This window comes from Vibrio sp. 661, assembly GCF_033339315.1.
In the GTDB taxonomy this organism is placed as follows: Bacteria; Pseudomonadota; Gammaproteobacteria; order Enterobacterales; family Vibrionaceae; genus Vibrio; species Vibrio alginolyticus.
On sequence record NZ_JAWOUJ010000001.1, the window covers coordinates 822,003 to 842,631 of the forward strand.

At 46.7% G+C, this 20,629-nt stretch carries 19 protein-coding genes; 14 read left to right on the forward strand and 5 right to left on the reverse strand.

Annotation, left to right across the window (positions count from 1 at the left end):
• The first annotated feature begins 118 nt into the window (after nucleotides 1-118).
• The 7 genes from R7P69_RS03710 (at nucleotide 119) to R7P69_RS03740 (ending at nucleotide 7,907) form a co-directional block, all read left to right on the forward strand.
• Complete coding sequence (locus R7P69_RS03710) at nucleotides 119-517, forward strand: RidA family protein (RefSeq protein ID WP_025767669.1); 399 nt, start codon at nucleotides 119-121, stop codon at nucleotides 515-517.
• A gap of 73 nt (nucleotides 518-590) precedes the next feature.
• Nucleotides 591-2,051 carry an aldehyde dehydrogenase family protein gene (locus R7P69_RS03715; protein ID WP_025767670.1) on the forward strand — a complete coding sequence of 487 codons (1,461 nt, stop codon included), beginning with the start codon at nucleotides 591-593 and terminating at the stop codon, nucleotides 2,049-2,051.
• A gap of 69 nt (nucleotides 2,052-2,120) precedes the next feature.
• Nucleotides 2,121-3,110, forward strand: a complete 990-nt coding sequence (locus tag R7P69_RS03720) for a membrane dipeptidase (protein ID WP_005375791.1) — start codon at nucleotides 2,121-2,123, stop codon at nucleotides 3,108-3,110.
• 109 nt (nucleotides 3,111-3,219) lie between these two features.
• Nucleotides 3,220-4,821: a BCCT family transporter gene (locus R7P69_RS03725; protein WP_005375792.1), complete on the forward strand. Its 1,602-nt coding sequence runs from the start codon at nucleotides 3,220-3,222 to the stop codon at nucleotides 4,819-4,821.
• 101 nt (nucleotides 4,822-4,922) lie between these two features.
• Nucleotides 4,923-6,659 (forward strand): hypothetical protein, encoded by a 1,737-nt coding sequence (locus R7P69_RS03730; protein WP_238952566.1) that lies wholly within the window; start codon nucleotides 4,923-4,925, stop codon nucleotides 6,657-6,659.
• Complete coding sequence (locus tag R7P69_RS03735; RefSeq protein WP_132936382.1) at nucleotides 6,656-7,387, forward strand: DUF3726 domain-containing protein; 732 nt, start codon at nucleotides 6,656-6,658, stop codon at nucleotides 7,385-7,387. Before R7P69_RS03730 ends, R7P69_RS03735 begins: the two co-directional genes overlap by 4 nt.
• 142 nt (nucleotides 7,388-7,529) lie before the next feature.
• Nucleotides 7,530-7,907 carry a nuclear transport factor 2 family protein gene (locus R7P69_RS03740; RefSeq protein ID WP_005390944.1) on the forward strand — a complete coding sequence of 126 codons (378 nt, stop codon included), beginning with the start codon at nucleotides 7,530-7,532 and terminating at the stop codon, nucleotides 7,905-7,907.
• Between the two features lie 82 nt (nucleotides 7,908-7,989).
• Here the strand turns inward: R7P69_RS03740 and R7P69_RS03745 are convergent, their stop codons facing one another.
• Both R7P69_RS03745 and R7P69_RS03750 read right to left on the reverse strand, forming a co-directional pair.
• Nucleotides 7,990-8,985 carry an ABC transporter substrate-binding protein gene (locus R7P69_RS03745; RefSeq protein WP_005375798.1) on the reverse strand — a complete coding sequence of 332 codons (996 nt, stop codon included), beginning with the start codon at nucleotides 8,983-8,985 and terminating at the stop codon, nucleotides 7,990-7,992.
• Between the two features lie 141 nt (nucleotides 8,986-9,126).
• A complete protein-coding gene (locus tag R7P69_RS03750; protein WP_238854887.1) occupies nucleotides 9,127-11,361 on the reverse strand; it encodes a hypothetical protein in 2,235 nt (744 codons plus the stop codon).
• A 425-nt stretch (nucleotides 11,362-11,786) separates the two neighbouring features.
• On the opposite strand from R7P69_RS03750, the gene artP reads away from it, so the two are divergent.
• The 5 genes from artP (at nucleotide 11,787) to R7P69_RS03775 (ending at nucleotide 15,414) form a co-directional block, all read left to right on the forward strand.
• Nucleotides 11,787-12,515 (forward strand): arginine ABC transporter ATP-binding protein ArtP, encoded by a 729-nt coding sequence (gene artP / locus R7P69_RS03755; RefSeq protein WP_114139536.1) that lies wholly within the window; start codon nucleotides 11,787-11,789, stop codon nucleotides 12,513-12,515.
• Between the two features lie 88 nt (nucleotides 12,516-12,603).
• Entirely contained in the window at nucleotides 12,604-13,347 is a 744-nt protein-coding gene (locus tag R7P69_RS03760) for an arginine ABC transporter substrate-binding protein (RefSeq protein ID WP_053303704.1), read from the forward strand.
• 1 nt (nucleotide 13,348) lies between these two features.
• Nucleotides 13,349-14,038, forward strand: a complete 690-nt coding sequence (gene artQ / locus R7P69_RS03765; RefSeq protein WP_042521067.1) for an arginine ABC transporter permease ArtQ — start codon at nucleotides 13,349-13,351, stop codon at nucleotides 14,036-14,038.
• Nucleotides 14,035-14,703 (forward strand): arginine ABC transporter permease ArtM, encoded by a 669-nt coding sequence (artM, locus tag R7P69_RS03770; RefSeq protein ID WP_238952568.1) that lies wholly within the window; start codon nucleotides 14,035-14,037, stop codon nucleotides 14,701-14,703. Before artQ ends, artM begins: the two co-directional genes overlap by 4 nt.
• Before the next feature lie 138 nt (nucleotides 14,704-14,841).
• On the forward strand, nucleotides 14,842-15,414 hold the full coding sequence (locus R7P69_RS03775) for a protocatechuate 3,4-dioxygenase (protein WP_238952569.1): 573 nt from the start codon (nucleotides 14,842-14,844) through the stop codon (nucleotides 15,412-15,414).
• A gap of 9 nt (nucleotides 15,415-15,423) precedes the next feature.
• Here the strand turns inward: R7P69_RS03775 and R7P69_RS03780 are convergent, their stop codons facing one another.
• The gene (locus R7P69_RS03780) at nucleotides 15,424-16,254 is read right to left on the reverse strand and encodes a LysR family transcriptional regulator (protein ID WP_132936387.1); all 831 of its coding nucleotides are present in this window, start codon (nucleotides 16,252-16,254) and stop codon (nucleotides 15,424-15,426) included.
• A gap of 118 nt (nucleotides 16,255-16,372) precedes the next feature.
• Between R7P69_RS03780 and R7P69_RS03785 the strand changes: the two genes are divergently transcribed.
• The gene (locus tag R7P69_RS03785) at nucleotides 16,373-17,020 is read left to right on the forward strand and encodes a glutathione S-transferase family protein (RefSeq protein ID WP_132936388.1); all 648 of its coding nucleotides are present in this window, start codon (nucleotides 16,373-16,375) and stop codon (nucleotides 17,018-17,020) included.
• Between the two features lie 84 nt (nucleotides 17,021-17,104).
• Here R7P69_RS03785 and R7P69_RS03790 read toward each other — a convergent pair whose 3' ends face one another.
• Nucleotides 17,105-17,776, reverse strand: coding sequence for a type 1 glutamine amidotransferase domain-containing protein (locus R7P69_RS03790; protein ID WP_005375824.1), 672 nt, complete (start codon nucleotides 17,774-17,776; stop codon nucleotides 17,105-17,107).
• A 117-nt stretch (nucleotides 17,777-17,893) separates the two neighbouring features.
• Between R7P69_RS03790 and R7P69_RS03795 the strand changes: the two genes are divergently transcribed.
• Nucleotides 17,894-18,778, forward strand: coding sequence for a LysR family transcriptional regulator (locus R7P69_RS03795; RefSeq protein ID WP_005388553.1), 885 nt, complete (start codon nucleotides 17,894-17,896; stop codon nucleotides 18,776-18,778).
• 59 nt (nucleotides 18,779-18,837) lie between these two features.
• Here R7P69_RS03795 and R7P69_RS03800 read toward each other — a convergent pair whose 3' ends face one another.
• Nucleotides 18,838-20,499, reverse strand: coding sequence for an electron transfer flavoprotein-ubiquinone oxidoreductase (locus tag R7P69_RS03800; RefSeq protein WP_238952570.1), 1,662 nt, complete (start codon nucleotides 20,497-20,499; stop codon nucleotides 18,838-18,840).
• Nucleotides 20,500-20,629 lie beyond the last annotated feature (130 nt).

Here is a 20,629-nt window from a genome sequence, read left to right on the forward strand (position 1 = left end):
AAACAGAGTGATAAGTTTAATTTATCAAATGTCAAAAATTTACCGTTAGATTTATCGCCTGTCAATGTGCATTATTTAACCATATTGAAACAAAGCTGTTACAAAGGTTGAAAGGCACGTGAATACTCCTACTAAAAAACACCCAGTTAAAACCAGTCTATTTGCTTCTAAAGCGCCGCTTGAATGGGCGATAGTCAACAACGGAACCCTGTATACGGCTCAAATTCCTATTGATGACACAGGCGCGATTGTGGAAGGCGGTATCGAAGCACAAACACGTCAAACCTTTAACAATCTCATTCACACCCTGGAGTGTGCAGGGGAGTCTTTGGACTCGGTGTTGCAGGTCCTGATTTATGTGACTGACAGAGAATACTTAAAGACCGTTAACCAAGTGTACGCGGAATATTTTGAAGCGCCGTACCCAAATCGCGCCGCCATGGTGGTTGCAGGGTTAGCGCGAGAAGAGATGTTGGTGGAGTTTGTTGTCTACGCGTCGGCAAGCCAACCAGAATAAATCCAACGAGAATAATTAGAGATCAGTGAGTGAGTGGCTTGCCATCACAAATCGGAAGAACAAGGAAAGAACCATGACTTTTATTAACAATGTTCAAGCAGAAAAATCCCTCTATATAGCAGGTGAATGGCAATCGGGCATGGACACCATCGCCAATATTAACCCTTCTGATATCAGCGAAAACATTGGCGATTTCGCACAAGCGAGTGTGTCGCAAGTAGAGCAAGCGATTCAAGCGGCTAAATCAGCGCAGCCAGAGTGGGAAAAAACACCAATCGAGCGCAAGCAAGCAGTGCTACAAGCGATTGGTGATGAGCTCATTGCACGATGTGACGAATTGGGCACCTTGCTTTCGCGTGAAGAAGGTAAGCCATTTGCTGAAGGTCGAGGTGAGATTTACCGTGCTGGCCAATTCTTCCAATACTTTGCTGCTGAGGTTCTGCGTCAAATTGGCGATAGCGCTGCTTCCGTCCGTCCAGGTGTCTCCGTTGAAGTTACTCGCGAAGCCGTCGGCGTTATCGCCATTATCTCTCCTTGGAACTTCCCAACAGCAACAGCGGCTTGGAAAATCGCGCCAGCACTTGCGTTTGGCAACAGCGTCGTCTGGAAGCCTGCCAACCTAACCCCAGCAAGTGCCGTTGCGCTGACAGAGATTATCCATCGCCAAGGTTTACCTGCTGGCACGTTTAACCTCGTTTTGGGCAGCGGTTCGCAAGTCGGTAATACCCTTATCAATTCGAAGGACGTGAACGGCGTTAGCTTCACTGGTTCTGTGGACACTGGCCGTAAAGTTGCAGCGGCAACGGCACCAAATTTTGTGCGTTGTCAGCTAGAGATGGGTAGCAAAAATGCGCTCGTAGTGGCAGATGATGCAGACATTCAGATTGCTGTCGAAGCGACAATCGCAGGCTCATTCTCGGGTGCAGGTCAAAAGTGCACCGCGTCTTCTCGTCTTGTGGTTATGGACGGAATTCACGACGCGTATGTTGAAGCGCTAATCAAACGCATGAGTGAACTTAAAGTGGGTCACGCACTGGAAGAGGGCGTGTTCATGGGCCCAGTGGTTGATGGTAACCAACTGAATGCGAACTTTGAGTGGATCGAAAACGCACGCCAAGCAGGCGCGGAGCTGGCTTTCGGTGGTGAGCGTCTGAGCCTAGAGCATGACGGTTACTACATGTCACCAACTCTGTTTTTAAATACACAGAATGGCTGGGAAGTGAACCAAGAAGAAGTCTTTGCGCCAATGGCGAGCGTGATTCGCGTTTCTGATCTGGATGAGGCAATTGCAGTCGCGAACGATACGCGCTTTGGCCTGACAGGCGGCATTATCACGCAAAGCTTGCGTAATAGCGCGATCTTCAAACAGCAAGTCCAAACGGGCTGCGTCATGGTTAACTTGCCAACTGCGGGTACAGATTATCACGTTCCATTTGGTGGCCGTAAAGAGTCTAGCTTTGGTCCTCGTGAGCAAGGTCAGTACGCCAAAGAGTTCTACACCGTAGTGAAAACCGCTTATCAGCGTCCTTACTAAGATCGGCAGGGTAACTGATGGTGTCAATTGCCCGCACGAAAAGGCTAAGAAATTGTTTAAGGAGTGGTTATGTACCAACAACGGATTGTGATTGACGGATTGCAGTACTGCAATTGGGATCGAGAGTATTTCCAAACGCTTAAGGCGAGTGGCATTACCGCCGTTCATGCCACCATCGTCTACCACGAAACTGCGCGCGAAACCTTAACGCGTTTTGCTGAGTGGAACTTGCGCTTCGAGCAAAATGCGGACCTCATCATGCCTATTTATTCAATGGCAGATGTAGAAAAAGCCAAAGCAGAAGGCAAAGTCGGCATCTTCTTCGGCGCGCAAAATTGCTCACCTATCGATGATGAAATTGGTCTGATTGAAGTGATGCGCCGCCAAGGCCTGCTGATCATGCAACTGACCTACAACAACCAAAGCTTACTGGCGACAGGTTGTTACGAACAAAACGATTCCGGCGTAACTCGCTTTGGTAAGCAAGCGATTGAAGAGATGAACCGAGTCGGAATGATCATTGATATGTCCCACAGTGCAGAGCGTTCGACGTTGGAAGCCATCGATCTTTCTTCGCGTCCAATTTGTATCAGCCATGCTAACCCGACGTTTGCGCATGACGCACTGCGCAACAAGTCTAATACCGTGATCAAAGCACTGACGGAGCGCGGTGGTTTGATTGGATTCAGTTTATATCCGTTCCATTTGCCAAATGGCAGCCAGTGCACGTTGGATGATTTCTGCCAGATGGTTGCGAAAACCGCAGACATGTTTGGCGTTGACCATTTAGGTATCGGTAGCGATTTGTGCCTAAATCAGCCGCAACAAGTGTTGGAATGGATGCGCAACGGGCGTTGGTCAAAAGCGATGGATTACGGCGAAGGTTCAGCAAGTAACTCGGGATGGCCAGATGCGCTGCCATGGTTCTGCGGCAGCGCAGGGATGGAGAACATCTACAACGGATTAATGGATCACGGATTCAGTGAATCTGAGGCTGGAAAAATATTGGGTGAAAACTGGTTCAACTTCCTTAAAGAAGGATTAGAGCCTATTTCATAGCATTCCCCAAAGTAGGAACCGCCTGCCCACATAATAACAATACGGCAGGCGTAAAACTCACATTTGTAGCCAGTCTTTGGCTGCTGCAAAGAACCTCTGGAGCCAGAGTATGTCTGATTTAACCAATAGCATGAAAGCTTCCACGATGAGCGTGTCATCGGGTAAGTCAAAAGTAAAACACAACACATCAACAACAGAAAACACGATGGACAAATTAGGACTGAATAACCCGGCCTTTTGGTATAGCGGTGGTTTCATCGCGTTGTTCGTTGCTATTGCACTTTATGACGGCGAGCTGTTATCTACGATCGTTAACGCCGGTTTTAGCTGGGCAGTTCAGGTGTTTGGTCCATACTGGCAGTTACTGCTGCTTCTCACTTTTCTTATTGGTCTTGGCTTGGCTGCAGGGCGAACAGGCAAGGTGATGTTGGGCGGGATTGCAAAACCAGAAATGGACTCTTTCCGCTGGATGGCGATTATTTTCTGTACCTTATTGGCTGGTGGTGGTGTTTTCTGGGCCGCGGCTGAGCCTATCGCACACTATGTTAGCCCACCCCCTTTGTACGGCGCGCAAGATAACCCGCAGCAAGGTGCGGTGAATGCGTTGTCACAATCCTTTATGCACTGGGGCTTTCTAGCTTGGGCGATTGTAGGTAGCTTAACTTCCATCGTGGTGATGCACCTACATTACGACAAAGGTTTACCACTAAAACCCCGTATTTTGCTTTACCCAGTCTTGGGCGAACGAGCACTTAAAGGCCAACTCGGTGCATTGATTGACGCGTGCTGCATTATCGCGGTAGCCGCGGGCACCATCGGGCCCATTGGGTTTCTAGGCTTGCAGGTTAGCTACGCGTTAAATGCGCTGTTTGATATTCCTGATGGCTTTACCACTCAGCTTATCATCATCTTGTTTGCGATTGCTCTTTACACCTTGTCAGCACTCAGTGGATTAAGCCGAGGTATGCAACTGCTTAGTCGTTACAACGTGATTCTGGCAATGGCATTGATGGTTTACATCCTGTTTTTTGGCCCTACGAATTTTATCTTTAACGGATACATTCAAGGTGTAGGGAGCATGCTGGATAACTTTATCCCAATGGCGACCTACCGTGGTGATGAAGGTTGGCTAAGCTGGTGGACAGTATTTTTCTGGGGCTGGTTCCTTGGTTATGGTCCGATGATGGCAATTTTTATTGCGCGTATTTCCCGTGGTCGAACTATCCGACAAGTCATTTCCACCATCAGTATTGTGGCTCCGTTAACCACCTGTTTTTGGTTCACGATTGTGGGCGGCTCAGGTCTTGCGTTTGAAATTGCTGAACCGGGTAGCGTGAGTGCGGCGTTCGAAGGCTTTAACCTGCCAGGTGCTTTGCTTGCGGTGACTCAGCAACTACCAATGCCAATGCTGACTTCAATTCTATTTCTGATTTTAACCACGATCTTCATCGTCACGACGGGCGACTCAATGACCTACACAATCAGTGTCGTGATCAGTGGTGAAACGGAGCCGAATGCGATCATCCGTACCTTTTGGGGCGTAATGATGGGTGTGACGGCACTAATCCTGATTTCTCTTGGCTCTGGTGGCATCTCTGCACTGCAATCTTTCATTGTGATTACCGCGGTTCCGGTTTCGTTGATTCTGTTACCGTCACTTTGGAATGCGCCGCAAATCGCAATCAAAATGGCGAAAGAGCAAGGGCTATAACAATTATCTAATTCAAACAACGTGGAGCTTGTGCGGGTGTTTTCCTCCTGCATCCGCACAAACCCTAGTATTCTTACAATAACAAATAGGTGGTGAGCAAAATGGATGCACATCGTTCTACTTATACGGAAGCAACTATGCGCGATGCAGCGATTGTCATGGCAGCCGAAAGGCTTGGCGCAATGCACCAAAACCGAATCAGCTTTGTACGCAGTCTGATTCGTAATATGGCAAGCCAAAACTGGCAAGTAACCAAGCATGAGTGGCAGCTTTGTCCTCGTGGTTATGGTCATGTGATTTACAAATTGACCACGCCAGAGCACGTTTATCATTTGGTGGTATTCTGTGATGAAATTGCCGACGACGAGCGTAATGATCGCGTAATTGCTGAAAAGTGGGACGTCACATTTGCACTGGTTCAAGGCGATGTTGATGTTACTTTGTTGGAAAGATTGCGAGAAAATGTACCGCAGCAAGAAGCGGGACGTAATCCAAACAACGTACTTGTTCTTGCTCGCGCAAATAAAAGTGTGCGCGTGTTTGAGCACATTGTTAGCGCACTTTCTCAAGGCGAGCAGCCTGAGCCGAAAGAGTTAGCGGAAGTGGGTTATATCCTGCGTACCACAGCAGTTTATGGTAACGGAAAGTTTGGTATCGCCGATTTCAAACTGTTAGAGAACAACTCAGATTTCAGCCAGTCTTTTAGTGCGCAAATGTGTGCCGTATATATGTTGCGTGAATTCAGCCTAGATTGGGTGCACTATCTGGCACTTCAACAAGGTGGCGACAACGCGGTGGCTTTGCATCGTGGCTTGCAGCGCTACCTTGGTGTCGGCAATGCGACTGGCTTAGGCATGGCTCCATACTTGATTAATCACCCGTGCATCGTTGACCAATGGATGACCTCTCGCGAACGTGCGGTAGCGCGAGTCTTTGCGATGCCATGTGAAGCTTCATTCCATGCTCCTTTGCAAGGATTACTACAAAAAGCACAGCGTCATTTAGAGCAAGTCATCACCATCAATGAACATCAAGATAGGCTCAATCACCAAGCGATAGCAGACATCAAACAACTGCTATCAGAGCTAACAACGTTAATGGCATCACATCCGAACTGGGCGAGTTTGGTCGAGCAAAAGAAAACAATGAGTGTGGAAGCCCAAGAAATCCTCACCTCTTGCTTGATCGAACTCTACCCATCTTTAGTGGATGAATTTGCTAGCCAAATGAATACGGATGAAACGTTATCGATTCCGGGCGGGAAAAAGATCCAAGATTTACTGGAAGTGTTGCAAAGCAAGTACCGCTGGGCGATTGATGCGGATTACTCACTAGCCGAGAACAACTACTGGTTCTGGTATCGCTCACAAGATAAAGAAGAGCCAAGGCTTGGTGTTCGCGGGGAAGAGGCTGGAGAAGAAAAAGAACTGCCGCTTGATATCGGCAGACAAGTGAATCGCTTGTACCAGGCCTTGCTTGACTGTGATGTAGAAATGTCCGTAGCAGAGTTTCTATTGCAAAAACCGGCTTATCGTTCGATCACACGTCGCGTATGGACGCTAGGCAACCGTGCGATGGGGGATATTCAAATGAATGTGCTGCGTAAAGATGCGTTACCAATGCACTTACTGCGCTGTAAATTGGCGATCTTTGGCGCGACTAAGTTTGATCCGCGCTCGGATCGTTGGGTTCGAGTAACTTTCTTCCAAGGTGCGCCGTTGTTAGATGAAATTCACGACCCTAAACTGGCAGACACATGGATTTTCCCTAGCATGCCGCCGCGTGACGAAATTGCGCAAAGTGATAATCAAAAAATCAGTGGAGGATTTGAATTATGATCGTCTCTCACAACGAATTGGTGGCCGCCGTTAGTAAGGCATTTCTTGGCATGCGCCGTCACTGTGGTGAGGCGGATGTCATTGCGAACATGGTGGCGGACTTGCAAATGGTTGGCTTACATGGAGTTCGCCATTTTAATAACGCGAGTCTGTTTCTTGGGTTAGATTCAGACTGCGCCGTATCGGTGACCAACAGCACGCCGTCAAGCATAGAGGTAGAACTGCACAACGGGAGTGTAGCGTGTCATTTACCCGCGGTGTTGGATTTCGCGCTCGAGAAAATGATCAACCGTAAGTCGATTACCATTACGTTGAAACAGTGTCATAACCGTTGGTTGGGTTTCAGTGAGTTGTTGAAGCTCTCTGCGAAAGGCATCGCGTGTCGAGCACAGTGGGTCAATGGCTCTAGTCCCAAGCGAACGCTTTATGTGTTAAACCGCGGACGAATCGCACCAGAAGTCTTTTTCTCGGATCAGTTTGATGGGCATGATACGGATTTGCATAGTATGGTTATCGAGCTCTCCGTGAACGATTTCGATATCGAGAAAAGTGCACAAGGATATACCACCCACATTGAAGGCGATGAGTTAAGCCGTACGCAACAAGCTTCTTGGCAAAATGGTATCTTTGTCGAAGACCAAGAATGGGAAACACTGAAACAAACCGCAACCGCGTTGCTGGTGGAGAACAGTGAGCGTTCTATGCTCGGTGCTGGTGGTGTGGTTTGAGCGATGAAAGGCGATGATTCCAAGTAGAAGTGATGAAGGCTGCTCTTTAGCGGCCTTTTTTGTGCGCGAAGTTTGGTCACTTCTGAAGTTCAAAGACTATGATTACCGTTATCCGCAAGATGGAGCAACACAGGTAAGAAAAATGGATCTGCAAGAGAATAAAAGAAATGCCATTGCGTTTTACGAAACCGCCTATCGAGGTAATCCAAGAAAAGCGGTTGAAGACTATGTTGGCGATGAGTACATCCAGCACAATCCATTAGTTGGAAATGGCCCCGAGGCTTTTATCGAGTATTTTGAGCGGATGCAAAATGAGTATCCCAATAAAGACATTACGTTTGTGCGAGCCATTGCTGAAGGGAACTTGGTGGCACTACACACTCACCAAACATGGCCTAATGATATTGAATACGTGACGATGGATTTCTTTCGTTTTGATCATAATGGGAAGATTGTTGAACATTGGGACGCTCTGCAAGAGATTCCTAAAGAAACATTGAATGGTCACACTATGTATTAACGAGTCGTTGACGAGTCTCCCATGCCGTTTATTCAAACGGTATGGGAGGTTAAATGATTTGTGGCACTTTAAGTATTAATCATCAAAGCGCTTTTTCGATTCTCACCGCGACGTCTTCAGATACCCAGCCTTTCCACAAGTCAGGGTAGGTATTAAAGAAGTAAAACATCGCTTCTTCACCGTCCGCGTAGTTATCTTCCATCCAGGCCAGCATTTCACTCATTTGCTCGTTGGTAAATCCGCGTTTCTGCAAGTACGCGAATGCTTGGGGTTCTTTGCTCGCAAACGCCTCAGTTGTTACTGTGCGAACTGGAGAAGGTGGGTACATTGTTACTTTTGGTGAAGCGCAATCAGGCTGAGTGGTACAGTTGCGATACTCTTCTAAATCTGTTCCGCTACCAAAATCCACTTTGACCATATCATACTTGCCCAATACGGGGGTCGGTGACCAGTAGTAACCAAACCAAGGCATTTTGCGATCATAGGCTTTGGCGATGGTGCCAGCTAATGCTGCGCCAGATCCTGGGTCAACCATCTCAAAGCCGTGCTCACTTAACCCTAATGCATTAAACAAGTGACCGGAGGTGATTTGGCATGTCCAACCAGCAGGGCAGCTATAGAACGCGAACTTGTCATCATCTTCTGGGTGTTCAAATAGTTTGGCGTGCTTGATGACGCCTTCTATCGTCGCGAGTTCTGGATACTGTTTTACCAGATAGGCGGGAACCCAAAACCCTTCTTCACCACCATTGACAAGCGATTCACTAGCGATGCGCAAGCGTTTATCCGCAATCCCTTTATCAAGTGCTTCTTTAATACCGTTTGTCCATAACTCTGGCGCAACGTCAGGCTGTCCCTTTTCAATCATAGAGGTGCCTGTAGGAACGCTATCACCAGGGATCAATTCCGCATCGCACTGGTAGCCTTCATTTAAGACAAATTGGTCGATGTGCGCCATTAAGCTGGCCGAATTCCAATTCATGTCTGCGATGGTTATTTTTCCGCATTCGTCCGCATTTGCATGAGTAGATAATGCTGATAGCAGCAGAACAGAGAGCATTGAAGGTGTCGTCTTCATGTGACTGAATTTCCTTGTCGTTGTCATTTACTTCAGTATATACATCGGTTTATAAAGATTCAGTGAACAAGTTTTTTTCAGTGACGTTAAGCATAAAAACGGCGATTTATGAAGCGTTTAGTCAGAGTGGTTGAAAGGGAGTTAATACAGCAAGAACACTCCTTCGTAGCCGCCAATCTCAATATGAGAAACATAGTCGCCGATGTTACCGTCTTGATCTACAGGTCGCATAGGCTCTGGAAGTGCGATAGTTATCCTCGGTGAGGAGAAGTAATCGATATTTTTGCCAAAAAAATCAGTCCGATACAGCACTCGGCCTTTAGTGAATTCGCGGGCTAACACCATCTCCGTAGGACCATGCACCACCACCGTATCGTCTGAGTGATACGCAAAGTACGTATGGGTTGGTAACAAATCGATAGCGCCATTGGGCAAGTCAGGATGAGCCACTTTGCTCATAGAAGCATCTCCAATCACCGTGTAATCGGCAGGATAGGGCGTGCTGGTGGACATCATTACCGGAGTCGCCTGATACCCCTCTGGTATTTGATTGGCAGGCTCTCCCAAATCAACGGCAAGCAAGGTGCTAGGTTGATAAGCAATATTCTTTGGTACGCCTGCCTTCCAGAAGTTGTCACTTGTTGTGTTATTACTTCCATATAAGTAGCCATTGTTCCACTGATTAAAGTAACTGCGCTCAGGGTGATAGTTTAAGTAGAACACTGCTAGTGCAGAGTATTGGTCCTGTTTCCAATTGTCTTCTGTGTTCCCAAAGTATTGAACGCGACCATAACGCGTTGTCGCTTGATAAATCACTTTCTGGCCAGCTTTAGCGAGTGCAGAGTTATCCCAAAACTTAGCTAACCCAGCATAGCCACTAAAGCCGGTAGAAGGGAAAAGGTAGTGCTCGCGCAAGTACAAGGAGCCAGCGTCAACCAAGTGGTTTTGCCCATTACGACCGAATAAGTTTGCCGTACCTATGTTGAGGCCAATTAACGCATCTTCATCCTGCGTTGCCAGTTTATTCAAGAACGCCGAGAATTGCGCTTTGTACGCATCGTCAGCAGCTTGGCTACCCGCCACCAAACCAAGCTCACCCACTGTGCCTCCGGAATATATGTAGAACTGATTTGCACCGAGTAACTTATTCGTGTCGTCGTTGTACGCACCATTTAAACCTTGTTTCGCCCATTCAGCTTGGTAATAGTGGCGCATTGTATTGGTAAAAACGGGATTGCCGAGATTGGTCAATGCCCAAGAAGAGGTTTGATTCCACATACGACCAAATGGAATAACCCGTGACTCCCAACGAAATCGTGCCGTTGCATTCTTATTCGAACGGTTTTTGTATTCATTCCAAGAAAGATAATTGTCTTGGTTTCGATCTGCAGATTTGTCGAAGCCACGAATTTTACGCCAGCGTTGAATGGTTTGACCTTCAGGTGTCTCCGTTGGTGCTCCTGAGATGTTGACGGCAGGGAAGCTATTTTTGAGTCGAATGTTTTCGAGACGTGGGCGGTTTTCTATGTTGTCGTCATGCCAAGTAATTTTCGCAAAGTAAAGGCGGCCGCCGTCGCGTAAAAAGGTGGAGCCAAAGTACTGACCGCCACCATAAGTTTTTCCGCTACCATCATGCGTTGTAGCGCGAACCCAATCCGAAGGAACAGACCAGTTTACTGTTTGGTCTTTGGTCATGCCCTGTGTTCTATCTTTCTTAATATCAAAGGGCTTCCACTCCGATACCTGACCAAACGAGTCGATAGCAGAAGGGTATTCAATTATGAAGTTGCCACCTTGAGCAAACTGGGAAAACGTAAGGGTTAAGCGGTCGAACTTCTCTGAGTGATAAACATAGAGGGCACCACCATTATTCGCCTGACCGAATACATCAGCATCCCATGGCGGTGGTTGATATAGCCAAAAACCGGCGTGGTCAGCACTAGCCGTATAACCAACAATCATCGGTTTTCGATTGAGCAGAGTATTCTCGCCATGGCTTGAGTCGACTTCAGCTAGGATAGTGTCTTCAGAAAAGTGGAGAAAGAAATCTTCGTAGTCAATTCCATTCAGTTCTGCTTGGTTACGTATATCGTTTTCCAGCCAACCTGAGTTAAGTTCCAGCTTTTGGTTGTACATGTAACCAAGTGCTTGTACACGCTCATTATGACTTTTACTTTCGTAAGCACCGAATAAGATATCAGCATAATCCAGTTCCCATTCACGTGTAGCCGCAGCAGAGATAGGCTTATCTTGAAGATCAATACCCTGTTCATGCAATCCAGGTAACACGATTGCTGTTCTACTCCAAACGTTGGGTATAGAAAGTAAGCTCAGAGAAGCAAGTGCAATGAGAGAAAAACAATGCGACTTCAACATGGAGTTATCTCACTCATACTTAGATGACTCAAATTAAGGGCCAGAATACAAAGAGAAATTATAGTCCATTCACAAAGTCCTAATCAGGAACCCGCCGATAGAAGGCTTTACCGGAAACCGAGGGGGGAAGCCCGGCAAAAATGAGAAGGTCTGCGTCGGGTGTAGTACGTTCAAAGACTCAAAATTCCGTCTACACAAGCACAAAAGTAACCAGAATTTTAACCTTGTTTCGATTGCCATCATATTGTTGGATTTTCATCAACAATTTCAGTTAAAACCAACTGATTAAACCAGTCATATTCTCTGTTGTATTGATTGCTCATCATACAAAAATTTAACAAAATTAATTTTTATACATTTTTATTGCATAAAAAATCCTTTTGAGTAATATAAATGCCAAGTGACAATTAATGCGGTATGTCAGCATGACTATTCAGGTAAGCGGAATCAATAAATCCTACGGTGAGACACAAGTGCTTCACGATGTCAGCTTTAAGTGTGAAAGCGGCGAAACACTGGTGTTACTCGGTCCGAGTGGTGCAGGGAAGAGCTCTCTGCTACGTGTTCTTAACCTTCTTGAAGGAGCGGATAACGGCCAGTTAAACATCGCTAATGACGCATTCGACTTTTCAACTGAAATCAAAGAGAAGCAAGGTTTAGCGCTTCGTCGTAAAGTGGGCATGGTGTTCCAGCAGTACAACTTATGGCCGCACATGACAGTAATGGAGAACTTGATTGAGGCTCCGGTAAAAGTCGCTGGCATGGATAAAGAAGAAGCGAAGAAGCAGGCAATGCAAATTCTTGCGACGCTGCATTTGGCAGACAAAGCGGATGCATGGCCGATGCAACTTTCTGGTGGTCAGCAACAACGTGTGGCGATTGCTCGTGCATTGATGATGAAACCGGAAGTCTTGCTTTTTGATGAACCGACCGCTGCGCTTGATCCGGAAATTACTAACCAAGTCGTTAAGATTATTAAAAATTTAAGCGAAACCGGAATTACACAAGTAGTTGTGACGCACGAAGTGGATTTCGCCAAGAAAATCGCTAGTCACGTACTGTATTTAGAAAAAGGACACATCGTCGAGCACGGCACAAATGATTCGTTTTCTAACCCGCAAACCGCCCAGTTTGCTGACTACTTAAATCACTAAATTACGTTTTTAAAATTCGGTCTATTTAACAGATAAGCTCGGCTGTCATTGCGAGTGTCAGCCCACTAAGTACACACGGAGTATTGCAATGAAAAAGATTCTACTAGCTTCACTAATCGGCCTTTCTTCTGCAACTATGGCGGCAAACGCAGCAGCACAAGAAGAGATCAAATTCGCGATGGAAGCGACGTACGCACCGTTCGAATACATGGATGAAAACAACCAAATCCAAGGTTTTGATGTGGATCTGGCGAATGCACTATGTAAAGAAATGGAAGCAAAATGCACCTTCCACAACCAATCTTTTGACAGCCTGATCCCTGCATTAAAATTCAAGCGCTACGATGCGGCAATCTCTGCAATGGACATTACTGAGGCGCGTTTGGAGCAAGTGAATTTCACGAATGCATACTATGACAACTCAGCAGCGTTTGTTTCTATCAAAGAAAAAGTGGCTGATCAAAAAGCACTAGAAGGTAAGCGTGTTGGTGTTCAAAACGGTTCAACACACCAAAGCTACCTGATTGAGCAAATGCCGGGCGTAACCGCGGTTCCTTACTCAAGCTACCAAGACGCGTTCATCGATATGAAAAATGGCCGTATTGATTCTGTATTCGGTGACACAGCAGTCGTAGCAGAATGGTTCAAGAAAGAAGACAACCTAGCTTACGTGGGTGAGCACATCACTAACCCTAAATACTTCGGTAACGGTTTCGGTATCGCAGTAAATAAAGGTAACGACGAGCTAGTGAACAAGCTGAACACAGCACTGAAAACAGTGAAAGCAAACGGCGAATACGACGTAATCTACAACAAATACTTCGGTAAGTAATATGGCACTAACGGGTTACTCTTTATCGCTTGTTCAAGCTAGTTGGATGACTGTCCAGCTAGCCTTCACAAGCCTCTTAGTCGGTTTGATTCTGGCAGTGGTATTCGCCAGTGGTGAAATGTCTCGCCGCGTTTTCGTTAAATGGCCAATGACGGCGTTTGTGACGATTGTACGTGGCTTGCCAGAAATCCTTGTCGTGTTGTTCATCTATTTTGGTTCGACGCAGGTTCTGTTTTTAATCACCGGCGACTTTATTGAAGTTAGCCCGTTCTTGTCTGGCGTGGTGGCGTTGTCATTGATCTTCGCTTCTTACGCTTCTCAAACTCTACGTGGCGCATTAAAAGCCGTTGGAAGAGGGCAGAGAGAAGCAGCAAGTGCACTCGGCATCAGTCAAGCACACGCTTTCGTTCGCATTGTTTTACCACAAGCAGTAAGACACGCACTACCAGGTTTAACTAACCAATGGTTGGTTCTGCTGAAAGACACCGCGCTTGTATCACTGATTGGCGTAACGGATTTGTTGAAACAAGCGCAGCTAACATCTGCAGCGACGCATGAAGCGTTTACATGGTACGCAACCGCTGCGGTGATTTACCTAGGCATTACTTTGATTACACAACGTGCCGTCAAACTGATTGATAAGAAGTTCTCAATTCAAGGCATGAGCATGGGACAGGAGGCGACCGCATGAACGAACAACACGTTTGGCAAATGCTGGATGGCTTAGGCACTAGCCTCCAATTGACCGCCGCTTCCTTGGTTGTGGGCTGTCTTTTAGCTCTGATGATGACGCTGACTCTGATCCTACGTACTCCGGGTTTGCATTGGGTAAGTCGTGGCATCATCACCTTGTTCACAGGTACGCCTTTGCTGGTACAGTTCTTCTTGGTGTACTACGGTCCGGGTCAGTTTGATGCCGTAAGAGAAAGTGTATTCTGGACATGGTTAAGCCAACCTTGGTTCTGTGCGATGTTAGCGCTAGCACTCAATACCGCTGCATACAGCACTCAGTTGTTCAAAGGAGCGTTTAACGCGATTCCTTCTGGTCAATGGCAAGCGTGTCGTGCATTAGGTATGAACAAAACCGCAACACTAAAAGTGCTGCTGCCATACGCTATTCGTCGTGCGGTTCCGGCTTACTCGAACGAAGTGATTTTGGTCTTCAAAGGCACGTCACTAGCAAGCACGATTACGATCATGGATCTGATGGGTTACGCGCAGCGCATTAACGCACAAACTTACGATACGTTGACGGTATTTGGTATTGCGGGCGCATTTTATTTAACGGTAAATGGTGTGCTAACTCTTATTTTCCGTCAGGTAGAGAAGAAAGCATTGGCGTTCGAAGCCGCATAAACCTTCAATCAACACTCATCATCTCGTTCCACAGTGCCTTTGCAAATGACTCTCTTGCAGGGGCATTTTTTATATTCGTTATGGCAAATCCCTCAAGTTCCACCAAACTTAATTCAATGCAATTGTATTGGTGGCACCATGGAAAGAAGACACTTTTTAGCGCTGTGGACATTGTTGTTCGCACCCTCTTTAAAAGCGACGACACCAATGCGGCCGACGCCAGCACAAACAGAAGGGCCATTTTATCCAGTAGTAGACATTCCTCTTCGTCAAAACTTGATTCTTCATTCAGAAGGCTTGGTCGGTGAGCCTATCGTGTTGCAAGGCAAAGTCGTAGATACATCGGGAAACCCAGTCTCAGGCATCAAGGTAGAAATCTGGCAATGCGATGGGCAGGGGATTTACGATCACCCTAAGCAGCCAAATAATGATAAGTTTGATACTCACTTTGCAGGTTTTGGCGCGGTAGAAACTCAATCGGATGGTCGTTACTTGTTTCAGACTTTGTACCCCGTGCCTTATGCCTCTCGTCCGCCGCACATTCACGTTAAGTTGTGGCGGGATAACCAAGAGCTTCTGACCACTCAGTTGTACTTAAAAGGCAATACTGGTGATGAATGGTGGGGTGGCAAAGCCCGAGATTATCTACAGTTTGAAACCATACGAACCGACGGGCGATTAACTGGCCAATTTAACTTTGTGATTGGCTAGCTAATCCGGTTAAGCCATTAATTCAACCAATTGCGCCAAGCATTCTTTATCCAGTGTCGGATGAGGCTCGACGCCCGTGACCAAAACGATATCCACGGAAGGTAGCGATGGCATATCGTCTAAGATCTTAAGATCCTCGCTAACGCTAATACTGCCCATCGCACCGATAGCCATGCCTGAACGTACAATTGCTCGTTGTGCAGAAGCCGTATTGCAACATGCCAGTAGTTGATAAGGAGTGCCACGTTTGGTTAATCCGTCTACTGCTGCCGCATGGTATTTACAGTCGGTTTGGAATAGGGCGAGAGGGAGAGGTTGGGCGTTCTCAATGTCAAAATCAGGATGAGCAATCCACACGCCTTTGTCGCTTGCTAGCCAGTAACCTTCCTCACTGTCCGGTGCTCTTGTCACAATAGCGGCGTCTAGCTTTCCTTCATCAAGTTTTTCTCTCAAGGTGATGCTCGGCTCACTAAAGACCTGAATCGAACATGTGGGCTCAGATTGCTGTAATACGCGGATGACTTTAGGCAAGATATTGTCGTTGTAGTCTTCTGGGCAACCTAAGCGAAGAGGACGCTTATTTTCATAACGTTTCACTTGTTTCAGTGCTTGATTGTGCAAGCTAACCAATTGCTCTGCGTGAGAGCGTAGTGCTAATCCCGCTTCACTTAAGACAAGATTGCGACCTTCTTTTTCAAACAAACTGACGCTGAGTTCGTCTTCTAGCTTACGCATTTGCGCACTGAACGCGGATTGGGTGCGATTGATCTGCTTGGCTGCACGAGTGAAACTTCCCGTTTCGACAAAAGCCAGAAAGCTGCGTAACGCATCGATATCCATATCTAAAACTCATCCATCGTTTTTGTTGAAGTGTTCCATCAAAACTATCCGTTAGTCCCCTTAAATACAATCAGATATTGTGAATGGGTACTCAAAACACGAACCGCATGGAGGCGTCATGAAACTGTTTATTGCTAATCAAAACTACTCAAGCTGGTCACTTCGCGCATGGCTGATCTTTTCTCAATTCAAACTGGATGTGAAAGTCACCAAGCTCAAATTATTCACAGAAGATTTTTATAAGACCTTGGAAGATATTACACCAACCGCGAAAGTCCCTACCTTAGTGGATGGTGACGCAACAGTGTGGGATTCATTAGCGATTTTGGAATACGTTAACGAGCAATACTTACAAGGCAAAGCATGGCCAAGTAAGTCTGCAGAACGGGCTAAAGCACGCGCCATCGCATCAGAAATGCATTCGGGTTTCTTTAACTTAAGAAGCGAACTCCCAATGAACATCCGCGCACGCAGAAAAGTCGATCTAACGGATGGTGCGCGTAAGGATATTGCGCGTATTGATGCCATTTGGGCTGAGCAAGCCAAACTGTATCCCAACGGTTGGCTATTTGGAGAATGGTCGATAGCTGATGCTATGTATGCACCTGTGGCATTGCGTTTCCAAACTTACGGTATCGAGTTATCGGAAGGTGCCAAAGCTTACCAACAGAAGGTGCTAGCAAGTGAATCTTTACAGCAATGGTTGGAAGAGGCGAGCCAAGAAACGGATATCGTAGAAGAGGACGAGGCAGGGGAAGAAGTATAAGCGCATCTTGCGATCGCCTGTAGCAAGGGAAAGCATGACAAAGCACGCTTTCCTCTTCTAGGATAGTTGTAGTTTCCGGCGCGTTTAAGCTAGGTGTTCAACAATCGCTCTGCCTACGCCGTGTGCGCTCGTTGGGTTTTGACCTGTGATGACACGATCATCCACAATTACAAACTCTTGCCATGGTTGCACTTTAGAGTAGCGCGCTGCGCTGCGTGCAAGAGATTCTTCCAATAGGAATGGGATATCGTTGATGGTGCCGAAGTCGATCTCTTCTTCACGAGTGAAGCCTGTTACTGATTTAGACGAAAGTAGCTTTTCGCCATTGCTAAGCGTGATAGGTAGAAGAGCGCCCGGACCGTGACAAACTGCTGCAACAATACCGCCATCTTCATAGTGTTTTGCAGAAATCTTGGCAAAATCTTCGTTGCTCGCTAGGTCTGAAAGAAGACCAAAACCACCCGGATAGAAGATCGCATCATAGTTGTCACCGTTGATTTGTGACACTGGAATCGTGTTGTTGATGCGGTTCTGGAAATCATCATCCGCTAAGATTTTCTCGTTGACTGCGTCGCCTTCGATGTCGGTTCCGTACAGTGGTGCTTGCCCGCCTTTGATAGAGGCAATGTCGTAATCGAAGCCTGCACCCAGCAGTTCGCTAAGGGCATGAGTGAGCTCTGGCGCGTAAGTTCCGTTTGCTTGGTCAGTTTCACCTAGGGTCGCATGGTTCGTCACAATGATGAGTACTTTCTTCATGATGGTTTCCTTTTTGGCTTACGTGTATTTGTTGAACACCTTCATACTAATTGCTAAACAAATAAGTGATAATACGATTAATTGGCAAAACATTATTGCTATATAGCAAAGGTAAGTATGGACAGTTTTGAAGGTATCAATGAGTTTGTTACGGTTGCTGAGAGCTTAGGTTTTTCTGCAGCGGCAAAACAGTTAGGTTGCAGTACCAGTCATGTCAGTCGTCAAGTCACAAGATTAGAAGAGCGATTAGGTGTCGCCTTGTTAGCACGTTCGACAAGAATGGTGAGTCTAACGGAAGCAGGGCAAGCGTATTATCAGCAGTGTAAAGAGTTGGTGATTGGCCTTCAGCAAGCCAATGAACAGCTCACCACGCAGCAAACTCAACTGAGTGGTACGTTACGCGTGAGCGCCGCTGGTGCGTTTTCTGAAAACCATGTAGCGCCTGCCTTGATGGCATTTGCCAAGCAACATCCTAATCTCACGGTAGAGATCAACTTCAATACCAGCATGGTTAACTTTATTGAAGATGGTTTCGATTTTGCCATTCGTTACGGTAGGTTGAGTGATTCAGGTTTGGTTGCGAGAAAGCTGGTGGATCGTCCCATGGCAGCGGCAGCCAGTCAGCGTTATCTCGATGAACATGGTTTGCCAACGCACCCCGAGCAACTCAAGCGTCATAGCTGCATTATTGCCAACAAAGACGTTTGGTTGTTTGAAAAAGACGGCAAGCCTTTAGATGGCGTAAAAGTGCAGGGCAGATGGAAGAGCAATAACGCACACACGGTCTTGCAAGCCTGTGCAGAAGGATTAGGTGTGGCGTACTTACCGAAGAGCAGTTTCAACGATGCTATTTCGTCTGGTCGTTTGGTGCCAATCCTAGAGCCCTATTGGGGAAGTGGTAACAGCAGCTGGATTGTATATCAGAATCGTCACTTTTTGCCACTACGAGCACGATTGGCTATCGATTTCCTGCTTGATCATTTTGCCGATTGGCAGGAGTAATGAGGCTCTGCCAATCGGTTTGTTTATCCATTTGTTAGATCGTCAACATACTAACGTATCTACATGTTTTGATAGCTTGGTCCGCCGCCACCTTCTGGTGCTTTCCACGTGATGTTTTGCGAAGGATCTTTGATGTCACAGGTTTTGCAATGCACACAGTTGGCGGCATTTATCTGAAACTTCAACTTATTGTTCACTTCCACCACTTCGTAAACCCCAGCGGGGCAATAGCGCTGACTTGGTTCGTCATACATACCTAAATTCACATCAATTGGAATGTGAGGGTAAGTCAGAACCAGGTGACAAGGTTGATTCTCTTCGTGCTGTGTTCCCGACAAAAATACCGACGAAGGCTTATCAAAACTGATTTCACCATCTGGTTTTGGGTATGCAATTGGGTGGCACTCTTGTTTAGGTTTTAACTGCTCATGATCGTGCGAATAGTCCTTGATAGACCAAGGTAACGGCCTCTTAACCAGTGGTTGCCACAGGTTGTGTTCAAAAGTCGAAAGAGCACCGCCCAGTATGCTGCCAAACTTATGAATGTTCGCACCAAAGTTACGCGTTTCAGCGAGTTCGTCATACAACCATGATGATTCAAACAACGACTGGTAGTCTGGCTCAGAAGCTCCAGTTTGTCGGGCCGTATGTACCGCTTCTGCTGCAATGATTCCGGACTTCATTGCTGTGTGGCTGCCTTTAATTTTTGCGACGTTCAAAGTCCCCGCATCACAACCAATCAATAAACCGCCAGGGAATTGCTGTTTCGGCAGAGAGGAAAGTCCACCTTTCGCAATGGCTCTTGCGCCGTAAGCGATGCGCTGAGCACCTTTCAAATGTGGCTCAATAGCAGGATGGTGTTTAAAGCGTTGAAATTCGTCAAATGGACTCAAGTAAGGATTGCTGTAATTCAAGTCGACAATAAGCCCCACGGCGATTTGGTTGTTCTCCATGTGATAGAGAAAACCGCCGCCTGTGGTATTTGTTTCACTCAAGGGCCAGCCAGCGGAGTGGATAACACTGCCAGATACATCCTTACTGTCAGTGGGTAACTCCCATATCTCTTTTAGGCCTAGCGCGTAGTGCTGTGGTTGCTTTCCTGCATCTAGGTCGAACCTTTGAATAAGTTCTTTACCCAGATGTCCGCGACAACCTTCAGCAAAAAGGGTGTATTTTGCCCTTAGCTCGATACCTGGTTCAAAGTTAGGTTTGGCCTGGCCGTTCTTATCTAGTCCCATATCGCTCGTGTTAATGCCTGTCACTGCGCCAGTCTGATCATAATTGATGCTTGCAGCGGCAAAGCCCGGAAAAACTTCCACCCCAAGATTTTCTGCTTGGTTAGCGAGCCAACGGCAAAGGTTGGCAAGGCTAATTACGTAATTATTCTCGCTATTTATCATTGGACGCGGTGTAAGGATGTGAGGAACTCGAATATGGTTTTGTTCAGTAGTAAGATAAAGGAAATTATCTCGTTGAACCGAGGCTGCTAGCGGGGCGTCCATTTCTTTCCAATTGGGGAAAAGCTCATCTAAGGCACTAGTTTCAAAAACAGCGCCAGATAAAATATGTGCGCCCACTTCTGAGCCTTTTTCTACAACGCAAATTGAAAGTGCGTCACCTTCACTGTCTTGGCTGAGTTGAGCTAGCCGACAAGCGGCGCTTAAGCCTGCAGGTCCGGCCCCCACGATCACGACATCAAACTCCATGCATTCTCGTTCCATCTTTATGCTTCCTTTCTATTATCGTCATCTGCGTGACAGGTTTTGGTTTCTATACAGAAAACTATAGCTCAGTTGACGTTAACGTGAAGTGGACTAAGCTCAAGTAATGGATCTGACGTGTTATATGAGG